The sequence below is a fragment of the Lactobacillus sp. ESL0259 genome, from assembly GCF_003693045.1.
In the GTDB taxonomy this organism is placed as follows: Bacteria; Bacillota; Bacilli; order Lactobacillales; family Lactobacillaceae; genus Lactobacillus; species Lactobacillus melliventris.
In genome coordinates this window covers 106,801-128,616 of record NZ_REHP01000006.1, presented here as the reverse complement: position 1 = coordinate 128,616, position 21,816 = coordinate 106,801, and the positions used below count along the sequence as shown (strand labels likewise).

Here is a 21,816-nt window from a genome sequence, read left to right as displayed (position 1 = left end):
ACTCCTTAAAATAATTCATCCCGTTTACCGTCCAAGATATGCTCATCAATATCTTCGTTAAAGTATACCAGCAAGTCGCGGTCAAAATTATATGCTAATTTATGTTGGAAAAGTTCTTCTTTAGTCATCCACGTCAATTTGCCTTCTCTTGAGGCTTTGACTGTGCCAATGAATTCAGTCGCTATATAAAAAAGAACAAGATAGCGGTGATCATTTTCATCATAAAATTGCTTAATGCCACATAGGCGAGGGTTTTTGATATCTAAATTTGTTTCTTCCTTAACTTCTCGCACCACTGAGTCATGAAAAGATTCATGATCTTCAACATGGCCTCCTGGAAAAGTAAGCCCTGGCCAAGAGGGGTCATTACGATTCAACACTAATATTTTATTCTTGCTTTTAATCATACACATATTCGTTAAAGTAACTGGTTCAGTTCTATCCATTAAGTAAAAAATCTCTTTCTTTTAAATCTTATTATCAATTATAAAATAGCAATTTAGAAAGAAAAAGAAAATTTTTCTCACTTTTTTGCCAGCAAATTTAAATTAGACCAGAAATTTTGTGGCTTTTATTAATTTGTTCCATTATACTTGTAATACTATTTTAAGTTTTAGGAGGATAACATGGCTCTCAAATATGCGAAGAAATGGAAACTTTTTCTTTTTCTATTTATTTCAATTCTTGATTCATTTCAATCAGTATTTTTAGCTTATCTTTTAAAAGTATTCATTTCCTTTGCTGAAAAGCCTACGGGAAACTTGCCCGGATTAACTATATTCGCTATTAGCGGATTAAGTCTTTTTAGCATAATTGGAATACTATTTCAATATTCCTTTTTAAATTTGATCCATGATATTAACATCAAAATTAAAGAGATAGCAACCGATCAGATCATTGATATTAATGATCAAGCTAATCTTGATACGTCATTTATGACTAACGACCTTAAACAAATTGAGACCAGCAAAGTTGTAGCCGAATTAAAAATTGTTAATTACATCCTAAAATTTTTGACTGCTATTATCACTGCAGTGATTGCATCTTGGTTTATCTCCCTGATCTTTTTTATTGCAGCAATAGTTCCAGCGTTAGTGCAAAATTTTGCCGGTAAAAAAATTTCTGCTAATTCTAAAAAATGGGAAAAAGCAAATAGTAATTATACCACTACTGTTATGGAAACAATTAACGGCTCAACCATTTTTTCTTTATATAATTCAGAGAATTCTATTGCTCAGCGCTTAATAAAAAGAGCTCGCGAAATGGAGGACGCCTTACAATCAACGAATTTATCCAAGGGCATTGCAAACGAATTAACCTCTTTTGCCGCATATTGTTTTGGCATGATTATTCCATTTAGTGTTGGAGTTTATTTGATAACTATAAGAAATATTACCTTGAGTACTTTTATGATGATTGTGCAGCTATCGAATAATTTTGTGAATCCGATAGTTAATATTTTTATGTGCATTAATGATATTAAAACAACTACTCCCATTTGGACTAAATTTATAAAAATACAAAAGTATAAAAAACCAAAACAAACAAGCGATAATAGTTCAATTCCAGTTTTCAATAATTTGAGTTTAACTAATGCCACAATCCATTTTGATAACCAAAATATTTTTAAAAAAGTAAATTTGGTAATCAAACAGGGCGAAAAAATTTTATTACAAGCTCCTTCGGGTTGGGGAAAATCAACCTTGCTCAAAGTCTTGCTAGGAAAATATAAGCTGGATTCAGGCACCTATCTAATAAATGAAGAAAAAGCTAATGGCAATTGGAATAAAGACCATGAACTCTTTGCTTTAATCAATCAACAACCGTTTATATTAAATGATACGATTGAATACAATATTACTTTAGGGCAAAAGGTTACCCAACAAGAACTGAATAAGGCGGTTTCTAAAGCTGGTCTAGAAGAACTGGTCAGAAAAAAGGGTATCAGTATCAAGTTGGTCTTGGAGGTAAAAATTTGTCAGGAGGGCAAAATCAGCGCATAGAAATTGCCCGCGCGTTGCTTAAGCAAAGACAAATTTTGTTAGCAGACGAAGCTACTTCCTCATTGGACACAAAATTGTCTCAAAAAATCCACGCCGCTTTCTTAAAAGAATTTCCCGGAACAGTGATTGAAGTTGCTCATCACATAGCTAAAGACGAGGTAAGCATGTTTAACCGCCAGATTGCTTTAGAAACTAATAATAAGAGTAGCTAAATTTATTATTTTATTTTTATCTTATAAAAAGCATTATGCTAAAATTCTATTATAAAGAAAGTAGGATGAGGATGAATTTACGATTACGTACTTTAGCACAAATGGTTGATCAAGGAGCCCGTGTAGCAGACATTGGAACAGATCACGCTTATTTACCGATCCAATTAGTAAAAGAGGGTAAAGTGGATTATGCTATTGCCAGTGATGTAGCAGCTGGGCCTTTAGAAAATGCTGAAAAAGATATCATTGCTGCTGGCTTAAAAAACAAAATTGAAACTCGTTTAGGATCTGGACTTGAAACAATTAGCGCCAAAGACAGAATTGATACAGTGGTAATTGCCGGTATGGGTGGCAAGTTAATGACCAATATTTTAAACGAAGCTTGGTCAAGAAATTTTCATTTTGCTACATTAATTTTGGAGCCTAATGTGGGGGAGCCGGGTGTGCGTGAATGGCTTTCAGCACATAAGTATCAAATTATCAACGAAAAAATTATCACTGAAGCCGGGCATATATATGAACTGATTAAGGCACAAGAGCTGGAAAATACTATCAGTTTAACTGATCGGCAAATATTTTTTGGACCTGAAATTCTAAAAGAAAAAAATCAAGTTTTTTATCAAAAATGGCGTGATCAATTAGCTTACCATCAAAGGCTGCTAACTAATTTAAATAAGGCCCAGGAAAAAGATGGGGCACATATTAAGCAAATTGAGTATGAAATAAAAATGATTGAGGAAGAAATAAATGACTAAAGTAGAGGATATAGTTGCCGTTTTAAGGCAACACTTTCCAGAAGAAATAGCTAGCCAAGGTGATCCAATTGGCATCCAAATAGGCTCACTTGAGCAAAATGTCACTAAAATAATGACCACCTTAGATGTCAGACCACAAGTGGTGGACGAGGCAGTGCAAAATGGTGTTGACTTGATTATCAGTCATCATCCCTTGATGTTTCGCCCCGCTGCAAACTTGGATTTTGCCAATCCCCAATATGCTATGTACGGTAAAATAATTGCTCATGGCATTACGGTCTATTCTATTCATACCAATTCAGACAAGGCTGAAGATGGCTCAAGTGATTGGCAAGCTGAAGAGTTAGGTTTGAAAGATGTTGAACCGTTTTGTCCAGACGATGATGGAATTGCCATAGGACGCAAGGGGAGATTGCTTCAACCACTATCTGCTGAAGAATTTGCTTATTACGTCAAAGACAAGATGCAGGTAAAAATGGTAAGATTAATTACTGCTGATAATCAGCAGACTATTTCTTCAGTTTGTTTTATCTGCGGTGATGGCGGCAAATATTGGCATCAAGCAGTAGAAGAGAATATTGATGCTTTTATTACAGGAGATGTTTATTACCATACGGGCCACGATATGATTTCTGCCGGTCTGACGGTAGTTGATCCGGGTCACTACACTGAAAAGATTTTTAAAGAAAAAATTTATCAAAAGTTGCTTGAATGGAATAAAAAACATTCTTGGAATGTCGAAATTACCCAATCTGAAGTATCAACTAACCCATTTCAAGATTTATTTTAATTAAGGAGATAAGATGGAGTATCCAAATTTATTACCAAGATTTTTAAAATATGTAAAAGTTAATTCACGCTCTGATGAGCATTCAGACAGGTTTCCTTCAACTAAGCGTCAAGAAGATTTTCAAAAACATGTTATTTTACCTGATCTCGAAGAGCTTGGCCTCAAAGATGTGCATTATAATCAAAAATCAGGGTGTGTTATTGCCGAAATTCCAGCTAATGTAGATTATGATGTACCTGTAATGGGACTTCTAGCGCACTGCGATACCGCAGACTTTAATGCGGAAAATGTCAAACCGCAAGTTCATGAAAATTATGATGGCAAATCAAAAATTCGCCTTGGAGATTCCGAATTCTATTTAGATCCTGCAGAATTTCCGAACTTAAGAAAATATGCTGGCCAAACTATTATTACGGCTTCAGGTGACACCTTATTAGGTGGGGATGATAAATGCGGGGTAGCGGAATTAGTTACATTAGCAGAATATCTGTTAAACCACCCTGAAATTAAACATGGTAAGATTCGCCTTGGTTTTACTCCGGACGAAGAAATTGGCATGGGGGCCCAATATTTTGATATTGATGAATTTGGTGCAGATTTTGCTTTCACGGTTGATGGCGGAGCTCCTGGAAAGTTAGATTGGGGCACTTTTTCTGCTGCTACTTTCACGCTTGATATTCAAGGAGTAAATGTGCACCCATCTGTTGCAAAAGATCAAATGATTAATGCTATCCAAGTTGGCATTAACTTCCAAAATCAACTTCCGCAAAACGAAGTTCCTGAAAAGACGGCTGGAAGAGAAGGCTTTTATCATCTGACCAACTTTACTGGTACAGTAGACAACGCACAAATGGAATACATCGTGCGTGACTTTGAAAGAGATGGTCTTGAAGATCGTAAAAATAAAGTGAGAGCTATTGTCAATCAAATGAATAAGGATTTCGGCACAGAAAGAATTAAGCTTAACATGAGAGATCAATATTACAATATGGCTGATATTCTTAAAGATCACATGGAAATTGTTAATTTAGCGAGAAAAGCATATCAAGCTGAAGGTTTAACCATCAATGAAGACCCCGTAAGGGGAGGGACAGATGGTTCACTTCTGACATATAGAGGTTTACCTTGTCCGGATCTGTTTTCTGGTCAAGAAAACATGCACGGACGCTTCGAGTACACAGTACTGGAATCCATGGCAAAAGCTGTAGATGTCATGATAAAAATGGTACAAATGAATGCTGCCGCTAATAAGTAGTGAAACAAAAACGGGCCTTTTTAAGACTGTTTATAAAAAAATTAAAAATTAAAAGCTTGTTCTGATAAAGGAAATTAAGCTTATAAAAGGTTAGCAAAATTATGCACAGTTATTAAAAATATGCTAACGAGCACCTAAAAACATTATCAAAAATGGTTTTAGGTGCCTTTTTTATTTCTTGTAATATTAACAAGCAAGATGTGGAACATTTAAATTATTCTAAGACTTTTGATTAAAAATAAATTTGCAAAAAAATAAAATTTATTTTATTATACTAGTGTATTACATATGTAGCTCACTAGTATAATAATTTTTTAGTAAGGATGATTAAGAGTGAAAAGTATTATTGTACTACAAATGGATAATGTTAGTACTTATGTTGGCAAAACAGTGTTAGTCAAAAATGCTACTTTTAAGATTAAACCTGGTGAAATAATAGGCTTAATTGGACCAAATGGTGCTGGGAAAACCACCATTATGAAAACCATCTTGGGCTTAATGAAATTCAAAGGAAAAGTTGAAGTTAATGGGCAAGAAGTTTCTGAAAATGATCATCATGCTTTAAACAAGGCAGGTGCGTTAATTGAACATCCTGCAATTTACCCATTTCTTACTGGTAAACAAAATTTAACTCTTTATGCTCATGACCAAAAAGATATGGCACATTTGATTTCTGAATTACAAATGGATTCGTATATTAATGATAAGGCAAAAGGATATTCTCTTGGTATGAAGCAAAAATTAGGAATAGCAATCGCCTTACTAAATCAACCTCAAATTGTAATTCTTGATGAACCAATGAACGGATTGGATATTGAATCAACGATTCGAATAAGAAAATTAATCAAAAGATTTTCTGATCAAGGAACAGCTTTTTTAATCTCAAGTCATATTTTAAGTGAATTACAAAAAGTAATGACGAGAGTTGTCTTAATCTCTGGGGGACAAATTATATTGAATAAAGAGGTCAAAGAATTTGAAAAAATTAGTCACCAAAAATACCATTTGACTACTGAAAATAATAAACTTGCAAAAAAGATTTTTGCTGCTTACCAGATCACGTTTAAAGCAAAAGAAAACTATTTGATAGTAAGCCAAAAGGATATATACAAAATAGAAGATCTGCTTTTTAACGAAGGTGTTCATTTAAAAGAAATTTTGCCGCTTGAAGCCAACCTTGAACGAATTGTAGTTGATGTCTTGGAAAAGAAAAGGGGATAGACAGAATGCTTATAAGCTTTAAACAGGAAATCTATAAATTAAAGCATGAAAACATTGCTCTGTATGGTCTGATTATTCTCATTGTAACAATGATTTACAACTTTTTTACTAATCCTATTACAAGCCAATCCCTTAGCTACGGATTTGGTGCAATTGAGTGGATTCCTTTAATAGTTATTACCGTAGCATCTGCAATTTTTTCAATGGAATACAAGAATAACACGATTATCATGCTGGAGTATAAGACTTCAAGCAAGTTTCAAATTTACTTTTCCAAGTTTTTGGTTGTATTAGTCTATAGTTTTCTCCTAACAGTGATTGCATTTCTACTTACCTTGATGTTAAGCGTGATCTTTAATACTGGCAGATATGATTGGTTAGCCGTTCATAATGGGCATACTCTTTTAAATGGTTTGTTAACTAACCTGGCAGGAGCATTGATTTATTCCTTTTTTAGCATTGGCTTATCTTTTATGCTCATTATGCTGGTTAAAAATAATGCCGTAGTAGTTTGTTTTGGAATTGTACTAGCATTTTTTGGTGCCAGCTTTTCCAAAGGATTAATGCAAACCTTTCCCCATTTTATAAGTACTATTAAATGGAACTTTTTAAATATGACTTTTATTTCTCAGCAATTATCAAATCCAAGTCTTAGCTTAAAATCGCACTTATCAAGTCTTGAACTAATTATAGCCAATATCATTTACGGCATAGCTTTTATGGTTCTAGGATATTATCTATTCAAACATCGACAAGTATAAAGAGAGGAGATCAATAAAATGATTTATAGTATTAAGCAAGAATTATATAAATTAGTGCACCGCAAAATTAGCTGGATTGCAGCTATCATATTATTTTTTCTAATGCTTGTTACCGGTTTCGCTTTAGCAGATGAAAGTAAAAAGCTAATTTTAACATTAACTTTTGATTCATCTGATTTCATCATGTTTATCCTAGTGATAGTAGGTGCCACCTGTTTTTCAATGGAATTTCAAAACAATACGATTTTGACACTTTTATATAAGTCTTCTAATAAAATATATGTTTACTTATCAAAGTATATTGTTTTGTTTTTATACGATATTTTTCTGCATCTGCTAGCTCTTTTTTATACAATTTTTTTGCGCTATACCATATTTAATTACCAAGTTAACTGGTCAGCGTCATATCTATATCATCAGCCAGTATGGCTAAACATGATAACTGCTTCTCTAATAGATTTAGTTACTACAATGTTAATTATTGCCACTGTTTTTTTACTTTCGTGTCTAATTAATAGTAGTGCAATTGTAATTACAGCAAGCCTTCTAGTTACATTCATGGGTCAAAACATTTCTTCCGACTTAATGAACGGGGGCAAGCTTATAAGCATTATGAAATGGAACCCTTTTAATATGGTGGACTTAACCCGGCAATATGGTAATTATGGCATGTATGTTTTAACTACCCACCTGAATAACCAAGAGCTTTTTATGGGTAGTCTAGTCTATATTCTTATTTTTGTGATTACCGGCTATTTAATCTTTCGCAGAAAAAGATTTTAAGTAAGTAATTGCATAACTTTTAAGTTTATTGTAATATTATAGTGTATTATAAATGTAATACAGTTAGAGGGAAAATATGAAGTTTAAAGATGATAGGCCGATATATGTTCAAATCCAAGAAAATTTATGTCGCCAAATAATTACCGGAAAACTTAAACCCAGTCAAAAAATTCCATCTGTCCGTAGTTTAGCAACCCATCTAACGGTCAACGTGAACACCATACAAAAAGCGCTCAAACATATGACTACGTCGGGGCTTTTAATTACTAAAAGAGGAGAGGGTAATTTTGTGACTAATGATAAAAAATTACTGGAAAAAATTAAAAGAGACATTATCAGATCTGAACAAAGTAAATTTGTGCATAATATGAAGGCCTTAGGAGTTTCAGCGCGACAGCTTAATTTAATTTTAACTAAACACTTAAAGTAGGGAGTAAAAAATGGAAAATCTATTGGAAATAAGAGATTTAACTTACAAGAAAAATTTAAAAACAATTTTGGATAACATCAATTTAAATTTACAACCAGGAAAAATTGTAGCCCTTCTAGGTGAGAATGGTGCTGGGAAGACAACTTTAATGCGCATCATCAGTGGCATGGCCAAAAACTATCACGGGACAGTTACTATTTCAGGTGAGAGCAATGTTGCAGAAAGAAAGGCACATCTGTCATTTACTGATGGATTATCTGGTTTTGCTAATTCAACGAAAATCAAAGAAATTGTTAAATTTTATAAGGTCATCTATCAAGATTTTGATCAAAATCAATTTGAACAGTTGCGTCAGTTTATGAAATTAGATTCAGAGATGCGCTTATCTGAAATGTCCAAAGGAATGAAAGAAAAGTTAATCATTGCCCTGGCATTTTCGCGCAAAGTTGACCTTTATTTATTAGATGAGCCCTTTTCGGGGATTGATGCCATGGCGCGCAAAAAAATAATTAATTCGATCATTTTATGGAAACCGGAAAATTCAACGATTCTTGTTTCAGATCATTTTGTCAACGAAATAGCCAGTATGCTTGATGAAATCGTCATTATTAAAGACAAAACCATTTACACGCACAAATCTACTGAAGAGATCCGCGAGCTTCATAAAAGTGTTGAAGATTATTATGAAGGTTTATACGATGCGGAGGAGGAATAATGAACGTTTTCAATCATTTGTTTGAAAAGTTACTGCAGAAAAAAGCCAAAAATGTTTATCTTTTAGTTATTCTGCAATTCATTAGTTCTCTAGCTTCAGCATTCTTTACTTATTTTAGTTTTTATTCTGGCAGATTTCACTTTAATTCGAACAATAATCTCGAGTTTTTACCAGGATGGATGGCACTGTTTGCATCATTAACTTTCTTGTTCGGACCGATTTTGTTCATTTTAACTGTAGTTGAAAATGAACGGTTAAATAGAAATCAAACCTGGCGTTTAGCACCAATCAGTGATGGCAAGTTTTATGTTGCCAATATCTTAAGTTCATTTGTTTCATTGGTTTATTTTGTGCTCTTAGACGTGTTAATTGCAATTTGTTTTTTATTTTTATCAATATTTACTAATTCTAAATTTGGCAAAAATTTACAGATTGAAGTTGATTTAAACAGTACTGCAATTTTTGATTTTATTGGCATTATGTTACTGCTAATTCTTACTTGTCTTTTTCTTTACTTTTTGGTTAGTTTTCTTAACTTTTCCAGTCAAGCAATCTTAGACTTTTTACCACATGCATCAAGTCATATTCTAATTTCTTTTGTGCGCATATTTATAATTATCGTCTTGGTAGGATTACTAGTTAGGCTCTATAGTGTCTTTGCAAACTATATTATCAATATACTTTTACTAAGATCTACAGGTCTTGCGGGATTGGAATCAGTGGTATTAATGATGTTTATTATTGATTTAATAATACTTGGCATTAACGTCTTCTTAATCAATCACTTTTTTGAAGCAGGAGAGAAGTAAAACCTAATACTGTTTCATTGTTTTCAGAGGAGAAGGGAAAAGCATGACTTCTTTTAAAAATTTATTTGGCAGATTCTTTGTAGAAAAAGCCAAGAAAGTTTATTCATTTTTAATTATACAATTAGTTGGTGCCTTAGCATTTTCTGTTTTTGGGCTGCTGATTGGTACAGGTGAGTTTGGTGAATTTTTAAATCTTTACTCCGAGCTTTTACCTGATTGGCTAATGTACTTTTGTCTATTGAGTGTCTTTTTTATCATTTTCTTTTTTATTTATATGGCTGTCAAAAATGAGCGGATTAATCGCAGTCAAACTTGGCGTTTAACAGCAATCACTGATGAAAAATTTTATATTGCTAATAGTTTAAGTTCGTTTATAACTTTTATCTATTTCATTTTTCTTAACATTATTGTTGCAGGCATCTTACTAATTGTTTCATTTTTTACGGATAAGGCTTTTCGTAATTCATGCGAAAGAATGTTTAAGCAATTTAGACCAAATTTTGAACTGAATACAATTCGTTTAATTTTTGATATCATGTTACTCTTACTTTTATGTTGCTTTTTCATTTCGTTATTGATCAGCTTTTTAAATTTTTCCAGTAAAGCCATCATGGATTATCTTCCTGTAGCTTCAAGTGGATTAATTGTCAAACTATTACATATTTTTATTGTTATCCTAATAGCCTGGCTTTTTACCAGAGTAGCAAAAATTTTTGTCGACCAATTTTTAGGCAGCCTTTTGCATTTTTTAAACTTAAATCCGGCTTACAACAACACTTTACCCTATCTTAATTTAATTGTTATAGTTGTTAATTTAATTGTGTTCGTCATTAATATTTTTTTATTTAAGCATTTCTTTGAAGCAGAGTAAAAAATAGAGGCATAATACCAATTTTATATGAGCGACAGTTTGGCATCGAGCAAAATTAAAAAATAAGGAGTTCAAAATGGCAGAATTTAACAGGTTATTTAATCGATTATTTAAAATTAAAACTAAAAAATTACACATATTACTTTTTTTCCAGGTAATTGCAGCTCTTGCATGTGCCTTTTTTACATATTATGAAGTAATCAATTGGCATATCCGCAAAAATCCCCAAAACAATGTCGGAATTTTACCGGAATGGGCATTATATTTTGTCTTCTTGGCCTTTTTTGTTATTTTTTTTGTTTATTTTATTACGCCGTTACAAAGCGAGAAATTTAATCGCAGTCAAACTTGGCGCTTAGCTGCAATAAGCGATGGGCAATTTTATCTTGTTAATGTATTAAGCACGTTCGTATCTTTTATTTACTTTATTGTACTCGAATTCGTCACAGTAATGATATTACTGTTTTCATCGTATCTGACCGACAAGCCTGTTGTATACTTTTTCCGCGATTTATTAAAAAGCATTCTACGCAATCTTGACATTAATGTATTCTGGATAATACTTGGTACGATCGTTTTAGCTATTTTAAGTTGTTTCTTTTTATATTTTGTTATCAGTTTCTTTAATTTTGCCAGCCGCGCAATACTAGATTTTGTCCCTGCAAACATTAATGGCGCAGTTGTGAAAGTATTACACATAGTCATAATCTTCGGATTAATCTGGTTTTTCTTTAAAATCCAAAATATCTTTGTTTACCAAGTTCTTTTATCAGTGATTCATCCGACTAATTATGGACTTAATTTTTCTAGTAGTTTACCTTTTGCAATTTTGGCAAACGCAATTAGCGATCTTATTTTATTAGGCAGCAATATTTTCCTAATTAATCATTTTTATGAAGCAACTGAACATAAGTAGGGTTACTAATAAAAAGTATAAACTTGCCAACTATTTGCAAAAAGTAGTTTAACTACAAATGTTAAAAGGTTTGCGGAAAAAATCAATCTAGTTTATGATAGTGTATTATAGGTGTATTACGGCCAAAGGATGGTGGACTTGTGGAATTTAAAGATAACATTCCCATTTACTTACAAATTAAGCAATACCTATATCGACAAATAATTACCGGTAAATTAAAGCCAGGTAAAAAAATCCCTTCTGTACGTGAACTGGCAGTGCAACTCACTGTTAATGTCAACACGGTGCAACGTGCTTTACAACAGATGAATTTTGAAGGTATTTTGTACACCAAGAGGGGAGAAGGTAATTTTGTCACTGAAGATACTACTTTACTTGATAAAACAAAAAGGGAACTAATTAATGCGGAACTAGATAAGTTTGTACATAGTATGAATTCTTTAGGAGTATCTGACGAACAAATTCTCATATCTTTATCTGAATATCTTAAAGAGGAGCGTGAATAATGGCAAACCCTTTAGAAATAACCGATTTGGTTTACAAAAAGAACCAGAAAAAAATTATTACTGATTTAAATTTAACACTCAAACCGGGAAAAATTGTCGCTCTTTTGGGCGAAAACGGTGCGGGTAAAACCACTTTAATGAGAATTATCAGCGGAGTTGCCAAAAATTACCATGGCACGGTAAAAGTTGCAGGCTTTGCTAAGGAGGCTGAAAGAAAGGAACATCTTTCTTTTACTGACGGTTTAACTGGATTTTCTAACTCCGTTAAAATTAATGAAATCGTCAAGTTTTACCAAATTCTATACAATGATTTTAGTCTAAAGCAATTTGAGCAGTTAAGAAAATTCATGAATTTAGCTTCTGATCTGCGCTTATCTGAATTATCAAAGGGTATGAAAGAGAAGTTGGTTATTGCTCTAACTTTTTCCAGAAAAACCGATTTATATCTTCTGGATGAGCCTTTTTCCGGCATTGATGCTATGGCTCGTAAAAAGATTATCAAATCGATCATCTTATGGAAGCAGGAAAAGTCTACTATTTTAATTTCTGATCATTTTGTCAATGAAATCGCTGCAGTATTAGATGAAGTGGTAATTATTAAAAATAAAACTGTCTGTATGCAAAAGTCTACTGAAGAAATTAGAGCGGATAACCAGACAGTAGAAGATTTTTATGAAAGCTTTTACCAGAGAGAGGAGGAGGAATAATGGCAATTTTTAATCGTTATTTTACCGTACTCTTTAGGTTAAAAACTAAATGGATTTCTCTTCTGTTAATTATCCAGACTGTTGCCTCATTTGCGATGACTTTTTTCAATTTTAATAACGGCCACGTTTATATCAACAGACACATTTTTTCTAACTTTTTTACATTATGGCTAGCTATTTTTATTGTACAAGCATGGCTATTCACTGGAATCTTTTATTTAACTACCTGTTTTCAAAATGAAAGGGTGAGTGGTAACCAGACTTGGCGCTTAATACCAATTGATGATAAAAAATTCTACTTTGATAACATTTTAAGTTCATTTGCTGCCTTACTTTTCTTTGTAATATTGGAAATTATCTGCACATTAATTTTAAGCGTTGTAACTTTCACTTTTGATAGTCAGTTTCATCGCTCCCTAATCGAATTATTTGCTGATATTGGAAGACATTTGCAACAAGTTGATCTGGAAATTATGTTTAATTTCTTTGGTGCACTTATGATGATTATTCTCTGCGCATTTTTTGGTTACTTCATAATCAGCTTTTTAAATTACTCTAGTCGTGCACTTTTAGACTATCTACCGCAAGCGCTCAGCAAAGCTTATTTTCGAATAATTGCCGTTTTAGTCATTATTTTAGTTGCCTGGCTTGCAATCAAAGCCAGTATTGGCCTACAAATAATTTCGTTTCCGTTTAGGTTTATGATGGGAGAAACCACAGGTACAAATGATGATTTAGCTATAGCATTATTATTAATGCTTCTAATTAACATATTGTTTTGGTTTTTTGACACCATTCTTTTCAGTAAGTTTTTTGAGGCAAGGGAGGGTAAATAAAAATAGGCATACTAAAAGACGCTAAAAAATTTTTTAGCGTCTTTTTAACAGCCAAAAAAGAGCCATGAGACAAATAATAAAAATGTTAAACCAGATAAAAGACAAAAGGCGATATAGTCTAAGCAACAATGCTTTTAGCTACTAAACTTTGCAAAAGTAGAATATTTTTGCAACTAGTCCTATAATGAGCATTCTTCTAAATTTACCAAAAATAAAAGCCTGCAATTATCCAAGATGAACTGCAGGCTATATTTATAACAAACTTTTCAATGATTCGCAGCAAGGTAATCATACAGCTGATTGATTTCTTCAGGAGTAAATTCACCTTCACCAGTTTTCATCGCATGAATCTTTTCAACTGACAAATGACTAGCAAAAGCTAAATCCGTATCAGTAACATGATGTTTGACTTGAAAGTCAATAATTGCATCGGATAATTCCTCTAACTGCTGATTCATATTAAATTCTCCTTTACAATTTATTTTAACGGAAAAATACTAAAATTCAAAGAAAATTAAAGTTAAAAACCTTGAATTTTATTAAATGGCCAATACCTGAATTTGACTTTACCAATCAGATTCTGTCTTTTAACAGGTCCAAACATATGCGAATCCTTAGATATATCGCGGTGATCACCCATTACCCAATAATAACCCTTAGGGACTTTATAAGTAAAATTGGTCGTATACGTCTGTCCTTGAGCATTATTAGCTTTTTTAAAATGATTTTCTAGATAAGGCTCAGGTAAGAGCTTACCATTGACGTACATCTTATCATTCTTGGAAACCAGCTTATCACCCGGTAAACCAATGATGCGTTTGATGTAATAAGCACCAGGGGTATCATTTGCAGCTTTTGGAGCAAGAAGCACTACCACGTCATTGCGCTTGGGAGTGAAATGGCGGACAGCGATTAAACGATCATTATCTTCAAACGTTGGTTGCATCGATGGCCCTGAAACTCTATCATTAGAAAGTACGAAATGGAATAAAACAAAGAAAACTCCCAAAATTACTGCCATCATTATGACAACATCAAGAATAAATTTGCCTAAGCTTTCTTCCTCTTCGTCTTGGTTTTTTGTAACTTTTTTTGCCATAAAATATTCTCCTTTTTCATGTTACTCTTTATTATAACTGAAATATGGTCGTTTGAATGTTAAAATCATTATAGGTATTTGATAATGACAGATTTTTTAAGTAAAATTAACCAATTGGATGCCAGACTTATTATTGAGTCTGTACATCAACAAGTAGAGGAAATTAATAATATTGTTGCTACTATAAGGCAAAAGCAGGTTTTAAAAAGAGCACCCAAAAAGCTGGGATTTTTACCCGATGTTGCTGAGGAAATTTGCAGCAACCATTTTCATTCTAAAGATCAGCTAGATGATTTCAAAACAATTAATCAGCTGCTAAATAATACTCGGCAATTTTTAGCAATTAAGTTTGGCTTATGGTCAATTCCGAATCTAGAAACAGCCCAAGTAATTAAAGATCAGCTAAAAATTAATAAAGGTTTGGAAATAATGGCAGGTAACGGCTATTGGAGTAAAGCATTGTCTCAGGTTGGCGTCAAAATGACTGCCACGGATAATTTAGATTGGTCAAGGACTTCAAATACTGGAGCCCAAGCATTTGTGCCGGTTAGTAATTATGATGCTGCAAGAGCTGTCAAGCAGTTTAGTGATGTCGATTTGATAATTTGCTCCTGGGCGCCTAACTTTGGCAACAGTGATGAAAAAGCCGTTAACGCTTGGCAAAAATTAAATTCTGCCACACATTTATTGTTTGTAGGTGAAAGAAATGGTGTGACCAACTCTGCAAGTTTTTGGCAAAAGGAGCCATTTCTTCATTCAAAGGAACTAAGGCTAATCAACCAGACATTTACAAGTTTTGATTTTATTGATGAACAAATTTTTGAGATAGCACATGAAATTTAAAAAAACAATTTTAGTTATTATTATATTTTTATCGTTTCTAGGAATTGGCAGTATGCTGTCAAACGTTCAGTCACGAGAAGCGGATCAACTACTTGAGGCATATGGTCTAAGTAATAATACCCGCTACATTGAAATAAAAAATAAGCAAAATGTTAGATCTTTTTTGCTTTATTTGCAAAAAAAATATCCCCATAACAAAATTCAAGTTCATATGACTTGCAGATCTAAAAAAAATCAAACTTTGGTCTGGTCAAACCATGATGTATTAAACTTGCCGACAGAGTCTGGCAGATATTTTACTAAAGAAGACTTTAAAGGCCGGGTTTCTTTTGCTGTACTGGGATTAAATGCGAAAGTCCCTACCTATAAGGTGCAAGGGAACGAATATGTGTATTTGAATAAGAAATATTATACAGTTGTAGGTACTTTAAAACATTATCGCCAAATGAAGCAGGATAGTTATTATCTTAGTACTAGTCCCAAACAGCCAACTGGAAAATTCAAATTAAGTGATTATCAAATTATAATAGATAGTTCAAATAAAGTAATTCGCCAAATTGCCAAACATTATGGGGTTAAGGCTAAAATACCGCTTTTTGTGAAAAATCACCAAATACATCAGTTTTCAATCATTAGGGAAATTACATTTATCATAATCTTCTTGTTAATTGCTTCATTTAGCAATTTAGTTTTAGCTTTTATAGATTGGAAAACGGTTAAGTCAACTCACTTAAAGGGCAATTTATTGCGTAATTGGTTAATAAATCACGGTATCAGAATTTTATTGATTGAAGTATTGGTAACTATCAGTGCATACTTCTTCTTGATATGGCGAACATTTTTATCAAAGCCGCAGCAATTAATCTGGCTTCTTACAGGCTGCTGGATCATCATTTCTATTATATACAGCATATGCATCTTGCATTTATCACGAAAGGATCAAAATAATGCCTAAACTGCCTGAGGATTTTAAGGAAAAATATACTAGGTTATTAGGAAAAAGTAGAGCACAGCAGTTTTTCAATTCAATTAATGATAGTCCCAAAAGTGCATTTCGCGTTAATTCATTAAAAGAAAACCACTGTCTTTCTTGTGATCCAAAAAAAGAAGTTTCAGGCATACCCCAAGCCTATTATGGTAAAATCAGTGGTCAAGATCCAGCCTGGGTAAGTGGAGCTGTTTATTCACAGGAACCAACGGCAATGTTTCCAGCATTATTTGTTGAAGCGCGTCCGGGACAAAAAGTGCTTGATTTATGTGCTGCACCTGGCGGTAAAAGCACTGCAATCAGCGAACAGCTAAAGGGTGAAGGACTTTTGGTTGCAAATGAAATTTCACACACCAGAGCAAAAGTATTGCGCGAAAATCTTGAACGTTGGGGCACAACAAATTCTTTAATTGTAAGCGAAAAGCCAAAAAAATTAGCACAGTGTTTTCCTCATTATTTTGATAAAATTTTAGTTGATGCGCCCTGTAGTGGTGAAGGTATGTTTCGTAAGAACCCTCAGGCTATTGATTACTGGTCACAAAATTACGTCCTGCTTTGTCAAAAACGGCAAAAGGAAATCTTAAATGCGGCAGTCAAAATGTTAAAGCCAGAAGGAGAAATAGTCTATTCTACCTGTACATATTCTCCAGAGGAAAATGAACAAATAGTTTCGTGGCTAAGCCAAAAATTTAATTTGACTATTATGTCACTAGCCGTGAAAACGCACGCTATTGCTCATGGACACCCTGAATGGGCTGACAATAACCCTGATCTCATTAAGACAGTACGATTTTGGCCTACGGCTGACCTAGGTGAAGGGCAATTTGCTGCAAAATTAAAATTATCACCAAACGTGGTGGTTCAAGCCAAAATCTCGCCAAATCAAAAAAAGAAGAAAAAAAGAAGGCCTCAAAAAGAAGCTCTAACTAAATCTGAAATTCAATTAATAGCGGAAGTACTAGATAAATTTAATTTACCAGCAGCAATAAAAAATTGGCGGTTAAATAGTCGAGTACGTAATAATCACATTTTTATACCGGCATTATCAGATAGTGCGAATCTTCATTTGCAGATACTAGCAAATGGCGTTGAACTGGGTGTGTTAAAGAAAAACCGTTTTGAACCCGGACATCAATTAGCCATGGTGTTAGCAGAACAGAAACAAAACAGAGTAGTTGAACTAAGCAGGGAAAGCTATTTAAAGTATTTACACGGAGAATCATTAAGAACGCAAGCTAACGAAACAGGCTTTGTTTTAGTCAGTTGCCAAAATTTCATTTTAGGTTTTGGTAAAATCAGCAATCATATTATTAAGAATTATTATCCTAAGGGACTACGAGTTTAATAGAAAGAAAAAAGAATGATTAAACTAATCGCTACAGATATGGACGGAACTTGGTTAACAGATCAGAAAACGTATGATCAGGAATTGTTTTTGCAAGAATTTCAGATTATGCAAAAAAAGGGAATTAAGTTTGTTGTTGCCAGCGGAAATCAGTTCGAAAATTTATATTCGCGATTTCCACAAGTGGCCAATCAGCTATTCTACATAGCGGAGAATGGGGCATTAGTAGCACAAGGCAAGCAGGTAATTCACGTTGATTGTCTTTCTGAAAAGGACTGGCAAACAATCATGAAGATAATTCAGGAAAGTAATGAAAAAGTCACGGTTTCGGGTCTTGCCAGCGCTTATATTTTAAAAAAAGATGGACCTGAGTACGCTAAAGAACTAAAAAAGTACTATGAAAAACTGACAGTTGTTGAGAGTTTTAATCACCTTGATGATCAAATCTTCAAGGTTACGTTTGATGTTGCTGAAAATAAAATGCCGCATCTTTTAGAAAAATTAAGACGTAATTATCCTGAAATTGACTTTGTTTCTGGCTCTTCTTCATCGATAGATATGTCAACAAAAGGTATGAATAAGGCAAAGGGCTTACAGTTTTTAAGTAGTAAATTCAAAATTAATCCTAAAGAAATGGTAACTTTTGGTGATAGCGGCAATGACGTGGGGATGCTAAAATATGCTGGCACCAGTTATGCCACAGGAACAGCACTTCCCGTGGCTAAGAAGGCTGCTACTCACATTATCGGCTCAAGCAATGACAGCGCCGTTCAAAAAGAGATTTGGCGTCTATTAAATTAAAAAAACAAAAAAACAAATAACTAATCATATGTAAGACAATAGTTATTTGTTTTTTTATAAGAACCTATAATAGCTGATCAATGGCTGTTTTCAATGGTAAATCATAATATTTTTTAATCTCGTTTAACTTTGTTAAATCATTTTGACCATAAATAGCTAGCAGATTAGCAAGTTCTTCTTGCCATTCTAAAATAAGATTTTGCAAATAATTAACATCGTGTTTGATTAAAGCTTGCAGAAAAACATTTGATATACCAACAGCTTTTCCACCTAGACATAATCCCTTAAAAACGTCCAAAGGATTACGCACGCCACCTGAAACAATAAAATCAACCTGCTGTTTAGCAGCCATTAAGCTTGAAATGACAGTGGGTAAGCCGATATCTTTCAGATAAGAAACATCATTGGTATTACGAGCATTTTCTATCTGGGCAAAATTTGTGCCCCCACTGCCAGCAACATCAAAAAATTGGAAGCCTTCATTTTTCAACAAATGAATTGTTCTTTCATCTAAACCAAAGCCGACTTCTTTAATGATAATTGGCACGGTTACTTTTTGACGCAATTTTTTTAAATTATTTAGCCAATAAAAGTCACGGTCTCCTTCAGGCATGGCTATTTCTTGCACTGCGTTCAAGTGAACTTGTAAAGCGTCAGCCTTTAATTCTGTAACTATTTTTTGTGCTTGTTCGGCCGCAGTTTTAGCATTTACATTTGCAATTAAAACGCCAGTGGGGTCTTGCTGGCGTGCAATCAAAAAGCTGTCACTAAGAGAAGGCTCTTTCGTCAAAATGCTGGCTGAGCCAAGTGCCAGAGCAATATTGGTTTTAGCGGCAACTTGTCCTAATTTCTTATTAATCAAATAGGATTTACGAGAACCACCGGTCATTGCATTAATAAAAAAGGGGGCTGCCACTTTTTTGCCAAACATTGTGGTTTGTATGGCTTTGACACTTACTTCAGTTTCAGGTAAAGCCGGCCGCACCAAATGCATCTGATCAAAACTATTTTGTTTATTATCTTGATAAAATTTTTGTGCTAAAACCAAATGTTCTTCTTTACGATTAGATCTAAGTGACATGTTCTTCCTCTAGTCTGCAACCCGAATTTGGTGAACGCGAAAGTCTAGCGGCATTATACCGTTTTGGCGCCATTTATCTTCAAGATAGGCAGTATCTGTATTTGCATCAGCGATTACAATACCGCAGTCGCCATTACCGGCACCGGAAGTTTTAGCAGCTCCTCCAAATGATTCGGCGATATTGATCAGTTGGGAAAGTCGCGGAATTTCAATTGCAATTTGATTTATTTGTGCAAAATGTTGCAACAATTTACGGTTAACTCGAATTTGCTTTTTTATTAACTGAATATCTTGTTGTTCAAATCCGGCAATCATCTTTAGTACGCATTTACGCGAAAGTTTGAGAAATTCTTGATATTGTCCGTTTAAGGCGGCCTTATTGGCATTAGTTTCATCAACAAGCCGTGAAGTGGAGGCAGGCTTTTGACTCCAGCCAATCATTAGTTTTAAGCCGGCGGGAGGGGTTAAAAGTTGTATCTTCAAACCAGGCCAGGCTTCATTGACCACTTCAGATAATGTTTTATGTGCCAGTTCATTAGCAAGCCATTGTTTATCAAAAGTCTGATAGGCAATCCAGCCACCATAAACACTGGCTGCAATGTCACCAGCCGAACCGTTTCCTTGAACTGAATAATGAGAAATGGCTGATAATTTATAAACTAATTCATTACTAAAAGCAACATTATAAAAACGCAAGATTGCTTTGACTGTGGCTACTGTAACTGCAGCACTGGAGCCCAAACCATATTTTTTCCCATCCGAAGAATCAAGATCTGAATTGACATATAAGTCATAGACTTTCATCTTGACTTTTTGTTCCAAGCAGAAACGTTCCGTGTATGAAATTGCAGCCAAAATATATTCGAATGGATTATCACGATTGTCAATAACCATTTTTGCGCCATTTCTAACCCAATGAATGGAGCTTTGAGAATATTGTTTAGAGTGGATTAAACCAGTTTTTGATTTCGACTTAATGATTGAAACGCGAATAAACTGATTGACTGCGACTAAAATTGCAGGACAATCTTGTTCTAATACTGCGTACTCGCCAGCTATGTATAATTTTCCGGGTGCTTGTTCTGTTATCAAAAGAATTAAATCTCCTAATCAATTAATTTACATTAACTAGTTCAGACATGAAATACCTGGACCAAAACTTGCATTTATTATGTTAACATTATGGAATTCGGATACAAACCTCTTAGTAATATCTTTTACATTTTTTAATTGACTTAAGATTTTTATATTAGGTCCGGCATCTATTGTGAAGTAACATTCTATACCAAGCCTGCGCAAATCAGCTACTAATTTGATTGCTTTAATAGTTGCAGGCTCAAAATATGTAAAACCCGGTTGGGCAGTTAAATTAACAGCATGCATTTCACACGCATTTAATTCTGCTAAGCTACCCAGTTTTGAAAAATCATTTGCTTTGATAGCAGCAACCATCTGGGCCAACTCAGCTTGATTACGCTCAAGCCACGGCCTGAAAAAAGGAGAGGTTTGTGCTTGTTTCATGCCCTGAGTAGAGGATAATTCTTTAGGGTTTTTATCCAGTTCAACCACTAATAGTTGTAGATCCATTTGGGGTTTTTCATCTAAAGCATATGCATAGGATGATTCATTATCAGTACCTTTTTGCCAAATCGCAAAGCCGCCATATATTGACCTGCTGGCTGAACCTGAACCCCAACGAGCCAGACGGGAAAGTTCAACTGCTGACAGATTAATACCATAGTGCACGCAAAAGGCTCCGGCTAAGGCCGCAAAAGCAGAACTGGAAGAGGCCAGGCCTGCAGCTGTAGGAACGTGATTAACTGACTCAACCTTTAAATTACCCTTAACGTCAAATTTTTCTTGTAACAGTTTTAAAAAAGAAAAAACCCTTTGATAACTGTGTCCGCTTTGTTCAACGCCATTTAACCAAAACTGGTTTTTAGGACCTGCAGAAACTTTAGTATCAGTATAAAATTGATCAAGTGTCATAGACAAACTGGACATTAGTGGTAAACGCAGGCTTTGGTTTGCTTTTCCCCAATATTTGATCAGGGCAATATTGGTATGAGCACGAACTGTTTTTTCCATA

General features: G+C 34.0%; 26 protein-coding genes. 20 read left to right on the top strand and 6 right to left on the bottom strand.

The features are described 5' to 3' along the window. Positions 1 to 5: 5 nt before the first annotated feature. Positions 6 to 446 (bottom strand): 8-oxo-dGTP diphosphatase, encoded by a 441-nt coding sequence (locus F5ESL0259_RS04440; protein ID WP_122037613.1) that lies wholly within the window; start codon positions 444 to 446, stop codon positions 6 to 8. A gap of 180 nt (positions 447 to 626) precedes the next feature. On the opposite strand from F5ESL0259_RS04440, the gene F5ESL0259_RS04435 reads away from it, so the two are divergent. From F5ESL0259_RS04435 to F5ESL0259_RS04360, 16 genes are all read left to right on the top strand, one after another. Beyond that, positions 627 to 2,003, top strand: coding sequence for an ABC transporter ATP-binding protein (locus F5ESL0259_RS04435; RefSeq protein WP_122037612.1), 1,377 nt, complete (start codon positions 627 to 629; stop codon positions 2,001 to 2,003). Beyond that, on the top strand, positions 1,976 to 2,215 hold the full coding sequence (locus F5ESL0259_RS09040; RefSeq protein ID WP_122037611.1) for an ATP-binding cassette domain-containing protein: 240 nt from the start codon (positions 1,976 to 1,978) through the stop codon (positions 2,213 to 2,215). The genes F5ESL0259_RS04435 and F5ESL0259_RS09040 overlap by 28 nt, the downstream gene beginning before the upstream one ends. 71 nt (positions 2,216 to 2,286) lie before the next feature. Then, positions 2,287 to 2,970 carry a class I SAM-dependent methyltransferase gene (locus F5ESL0259_RS04425; RefSeq protein ID WP_122037610.1) on the top strand — a complete coding sequence of 228 codons (684 nt, stop codon included), beginning with the start codon at positions 2,287 to 2,289 and terminating at the stop codon, positions 2,968 to 2,970. Continuing rightward, complete coding sequence (locus F5ESL0259_RS04420) at positions 2,963 to 3,760, top strand: Nif3-like dinuclear metal center hexameric protein (protein WP_122037609.1); 798 nt, start codon at positions 2,963 to 2,965, stop codon at positions 3,758 to 3,760. Before F5ESL0259_RS04425 ends, F5ESL0259_RS04420 begins: the two co-directional genes overlap by 8 nt. A 13-nt stretch (positions 3,761 to 3,773) precedes the next feature. After that, complete coding sequence (pepT, locus tag F5ESL0259_RS04415; RefSeq protein WP_122037608.1) at positions 3,774 to 5,015, top strand: peptidase T; 1,242 nt, start codon at positions 3,774 to 3,776, stop codon at positions 5,013 to 5,015. A 357-nt stretch (positions 5,016 to 5,372) separates the two neighbouring features. Then, complete coding sequence (locus F5ESL0259_RS04410; protein ID WP_122037718.1) at positions 5,373 to 6,236, top strand: ABC transporter ATP-binding protein; 864 nt, start codon at positions 5,373 to 5,375, stop codon at positions 6,234 to 6,236. A gap of 5 nt (positions 6,237 to 6,241) precedes the next feature. Then, positions 6,242 to 6,997, top strand: coding sequence for an ABC transporter permease (locus F5ESL0259_RS04405; RefSeq protein ID WP_122037607.1), 756 nt, complete (start codon positions 6,242 to 6,244; stop codon positions 6,995 to 6,997). A gap of 18 nt (positions 6,998 to 7,015) precedes the next feature. Further along, positions 7,016 to 7,780: an ABC transporter permease gene (locus F5ESL0259_RS04400; protein WP_122037606.1), complete on the top strand. Its 765-nt coding sequence runs from the start codon at positions 7,016 to 7,018 to the stop codon at positions 7,778 to 7,780. 76 nt (positions 7,781 to 7,856) lie between these two features. Beyond that, positions 7,857 to 8,210: a GntR family transcriptional regulator gene (locus F5ESL0259_RS04395; RefSeq protein WP_122037605.1), complete on the top strand. Its 354-nt coding sequence runs from the start codon at positions 7,857 to 7,859 to the stop codon at positions 8,208 to 8,210. Between the two features lie 10 nt (positions 8,211 to 8,220). After that, positions 8,221 to 8,925 (top strand): ATP-binding cassette domain-containing protein, encoded by a 705-nt coding sequence (locus F5ESL0259_RS04390; RefSeq protein WP_122037604.1) that lies wholly within the window; start codon positions 8,221 to 8,223, stop codon positions 8,923 to 8,925. After that, a complete protein-coding gene (locus F5ESL0259_RS04385) occupies positions 8,925 to 9,734 on the top strand; it encodes a hypothetical protein (RefSeq protein WP_110446106.1) in 810 nt (269 codons plus the stop codon). Before F5ESL0259_RS04390 ends, F5ESL0259_RS04385 begins: the two co-directional genes overlap by 1 nt. Before the next feature lie 43 nt (positions 9,735 to 9,777). Beyond that, positions 9,778 to 10,605, top strand: a complete 828-nt coding sequence (locus F5ESL0259_RS04380) for a hypothetical protein (protein WP_122037603.1) — start codon at positions 9,778 to 9,780, stop codon at positions 10,603 to 10,605. A gap of 76 nt (positions 10,606 to 10,681) precedes the next feature. After that, positions 10,682 to 11,521 (top strand): hypothetical protein, encoded by an 840-nt coding sequence (locus F5ESL0259_RS04375; RefSeq protein ID WP_122037602.1) that lies wholly within the window; start codon positions 10,682 to 10,684, stop codon positions 11,519 to 11,521. Positions 11,522 to 11,661: 140 nt separating this feature from the next. Continuing rightward, the gene (locus F5ESL0259_RS04370) at positions 11,662 to 12,027 is read left to right on the top strand and encodes a GntR family transcriptional regulator (RefSeq protein WP_046324860.1); all 366 of its coding nucleotides are present in this window, start codon (positions 11,662 to 11,664) and stop codon (positions 12,025 to 12,027) included. After that, entirely contained in the window at positions 12,027 to 12,734 is a 708-nt protein-coding gene (locus F5ESL0259_RS04365; protein ID WP_122037601.1) for an ATP-binding cassette domain-containing protein, read from the top strand. Before F5ESL0259_RS04370 ends, F5ESL0259_RS04365 begins: the two co-directional genes overlap by 1 nt. Next, positions 12,734 to 13,570, top strand: coding sequence for a hypothetical protein (locus F5ESL0259_RS04360; RefSeq protein ID WP_122037600.1), 837 nt, complete (start codon positions 12,734 to 12,736; stop codon positions 13,568 to 13,570). Before F5ESL0259_RS04365 ends, F5ESL0259_RS04360 begins: the two co-directional genes overlap by 1 nt. A 266-nt stretch (positions 13,571 to 13,836) precedes the next feature. Here F5ESL0259_RS04360 and F5ESL0259_RS04355 read toward each other — a convergent pair whose 3' ends face one another. Together F5ESL0259_RS04355 and lepB are read right to left on the bottom strand one after the other, a co-directional pair. Continuing rightward, positions 13,837 to 14,028 (bottom strand): LBP_cg2779 family protein, encoded by a 192-nt coding sequence (locus tag F5ESL0259_RS04355; RefSeq protein WP_046324857.1) that lies wholly within the window; start codon positions 14,026 to 14,028, stop codon positions 13,837 to 13,839. A 62-nt stretch (positions 14,029 to 14,090) separates the two neighbouring features. Beyond that, positions 14,091 to 14,669, bottom strand: a complete 579-nt coding sequence (gene lepB, locus F5ESL0259_RS04350; protein WP_110446101.1) for a signal peptidase I — start codon at positions 14,667 to 14,669, stop codon at positions 14,091 to 14,093. 84 nt (positions 14,670 to 14,753) lie between these two features. On the opposite strand from lepB, the gene F5ESL0259_RS04345 reads away from it, so the two are divergent. From F5ESL0259_RS04345 to F5ESL0259_RS04330, 4 genes are read left to right on the top strand one after another with little or no spacing between them, the layout of a single operon-like run. Then, positions 14,754 to 15,512: an SAM-dependent methyltransferase gene (locus F5ESL0259_RS04345; RefSeq protein ID WP_122037599.1), complete on the top strand. Its 759-nt coding sequence runs from the start codon at positions 14,754 to 14,756 to the stop codon at positions 15,510 to 15,512. After that, on the top strand, positions 15,502 to 16,467 hold the full coding sequence (locus F5ESL0259_RS04340) for a hypothetical protein (RefSeq protein ID WP_122037598.1): 966 nt from the start codon (positions 15,502 to 15,504) through the stop codon (positions 16,465 to 16,467). Before F5ESL0259_RS04345 ends, F5ESL0259_RS04340 begins: the two co-directional genes overlap by 11 nt. Continuing rightward, positions 16,460 to 17,845 (top strand): RsmB/NOP family class I SAM-dependent RNA methyltransferase, encoded by a 1,386-nt coding sequence (locus F5ESL0259_RS04335; RefSeq protein ID WP_122037597.1) that lies wholly within the window; start codon positions 16,460 to 16,462, stop codon positions 17,843 to 17,845. The genes F5ESL0259_RS04340 and F5ESL0259_RS04335 overlap by 8 nt, the downstream gene beginning before the upstream one ends. 15 nt (positions 17,846 to 17,860) lie before the next feature. Beyond that, positions 17,861 to 18,646 carry an HAD family hydrolase gene (locus F5ESL0259_RS04330; protein WP_122037596.1) on the top strand — a complete coding sequence of 262 codons (786 nt, stop codon included), beginning with the start codon at positions 17,861 to 17,863 and terminating at the stop codon, positions 18,644 to 18,646. Positions 18,647 to 18,710: 64 nt separating this feature from the next. Here the strand turns inward: F5ESL0259_RS04330 and fni are convergent, their stop codons facing one another. The 3 genes from fni to mvaD are packed head-to-tail and all read right to left on the bottom strand — an operon-like array spanning position 18,711 to position 21,815. Further along, positions 18,711 to 19,727, bottom strand: a complete 1,017-nt coding sequence (gene fni / locus F5ESL0259_RS04325; protein WP_122037595.1) for a type 2 isopentenyl-diphosphate Delta-isomerase — start codon at positions 19,725 to 19,727, stop codon at positions 18,711 to 18,713. Positions 19,728 to 19,736: 9 nt separating this feature from the next. Then, positions 19,737 to 20,819: a phosphomevalonate kinase gene (locus F5ESL0259_RS04320; protein ID WP_122037594.1), complete on the bottom strand. Its 1,083-nt coding sequence runs from the start codon at positions 20,817 to 20,819 to the stop codon at positions 19,737 to 19,739. Positions 20,820 to 20,855: 36 nt separating this feature from the next. Further along, positions 20,856 to 21,815, bottom strand: a complete 960-nt coding sequence (mvaD, locus tag F5ESL0259_RS04315) for a diphosphomevalonate decarboxylase (protein ID WP_046324847.1) — start codon at positions 21,813 to 21,815, stop codon at positions 20,856 to 20,858. Position 21,816: the final 1 nt, after the last annotated feature.

Bases quoted from the DNA above. Each gene is read 5' to 3' on its own strand.
- F5ESL0259_RS04365 (WP_122037601.1), top strand. From the start codon at position 12,027: ATGGCAAACCCTTTAGAAATAACCGATTTGGTTTACAAAAAGAACCAG.
- F5ESL0259_RS04360 (WP_122037600.1), top strand. From the start codon at position 12,734: ATGGCAATTTTTAATCGTTATTTTACCGTACTCTTTAGGTTAAAAACT.
- F5ESL0259_RS04440 (WP_122037613.1), bottom strand. From the start codon at position 446: ATGGATAGAACTGAACCAGTTACTTTAACGAATATGTGTATGATTAAA.
- F5ESL0259_RS04355 (WP_046324857.1), bottom strand. From the start codon at position 14,028: ATGAATCAGCAGTTAGAGGAATTATCCGATGCAATTATTGACTTTCAA.
- F5ESL0259_RS04345 (WP_122037599.1), top strand. From the start codon at position 14,754: ATGACAGATTTTTTAAGTAAAATTAACCAATTGGATGCCAGACTTATT.
- F5ESL0259_RS04380 (WP_122037603.1), top strand. From the start codon at position 9,778: ATGACTTCTTTTAAAAATTTATTTGGCAGATTCTTTGTAGAAAAAGCC.
- F5ESL0259_RS04420 (WP_122037609.1), top strand. From the start codon at position 2,963: ATGACTAAAGTAGAGGATATAGTTGCCGTTTTAAGGCAACACTTTCCA.
- fni (WP_122037595.1), bottom strand. From the start codon at position 19,727: ATGTCACTTAGATCTAATCGTAAAGAAGAACATTTGGTTTTAGCACAA.
- mvaD (WP_046324847.1), bottom strand. From the start codon at position 21,815: ATGGAAAAAACAGTTCGTGCTCATACCAATATTGCCCTGATCAAATAT.
- F5ESL0259_RS04340 (WP_122037598.1), top strand. From the start codon at position 15,502: ATGAAATTTAAAAAAACAATTTTAGTTATTATTATATTTTTATCGTTT.
- F5ESL0259_RS04395 (WP_122037605.1), top strand. From the start codon at position 7,857: ATGAAGTTTAAAGATGATAGGCCGATATATGTTCAAATCCAAGAAAAT.
- F5ESL0259_RS04330 (WP_122037596.1), top strand. From the start codon at position 17,861: ATGATTAAACTAATCGCTACAGATATGGACGGAACTTGGTTAACAGAT.
- F5ESL0259_RS04435 (WP_122037612.1), top strand. From the start codon at position 627: ATGGCTCTCAAATATGCGAAGAAATGGAAACTTTTTCTTTTTCTATTT.
- F5ESL0259_RS04405 (WP_122037607.1), top strand. From the start codon at position 6,242: ATGCTTATAAGCTTTAAACAGGAAATCTATAAATTAAAGCATGAAAAC.
- F5ESL0259_RS04385 (WP_110446106.1), top strand. From the start codon at position 8,925: ATGAACGTTTTCAATCATTTGTTTGAAAAGTTACTGCAGAAAAAAGCC.
- F5ESL0259_RS04400 (WP_122037606.1), top strand. From the start codon at position 7,016: ATGATTTATAGTATTAAGCAAGAATTATATAAATTAGTGCACCGCAAA.
- F5ESL0259_RS04425 (WP_122037610.1), top strand. From the start codon at position 2,287: ATGAATTTACGATTACGTACTTTAGCACAAATGGTTGATCAAGGAGCC.
- F5ESL0259_RS04335 (WP_122037597.1), top strand. From the start codon at position 16,460: ATGCCTAAACTGCCTGAGGATTTTAAGGAAAAATATACTAGGTTATTA.
- lepB (WP_110446101.1), bottom strand. From the start codon at position 14,669: ATGGCAAAAAAAGTTACAAAAAACCAAGACGAAGAGGAAGAAAGCTTA.
- F5ESL0259_RS04375 (WP_122037602.1), top strand. From the start codon at position 10,682: ATGGCAGAATTTAACAGGTTATTTAATCGATTATTTAAAATTAAAACT.
- F5ESL0259_RS04410 (WP_122037718.1), top strand. From the start codon at position 5,373: ATGGATAATGTTAGTACTTATGTTGGCAAAACAGTGTTAGTCAAAAAT.
- F5ESL0259_RS04390 (WP_122037604.1), top strand. From the start codon at position 8,221: ATGGAAAATCTATTGGAAATAAGAGATTTAACTTACAAGAAAAATTTA.
- pepT (WP_122037608.1), top strand. From the start codon at position 3,774: ATGGAGTATCCAAATTTATTACCAAGATTTTTAAAATATGTAAAAGTT.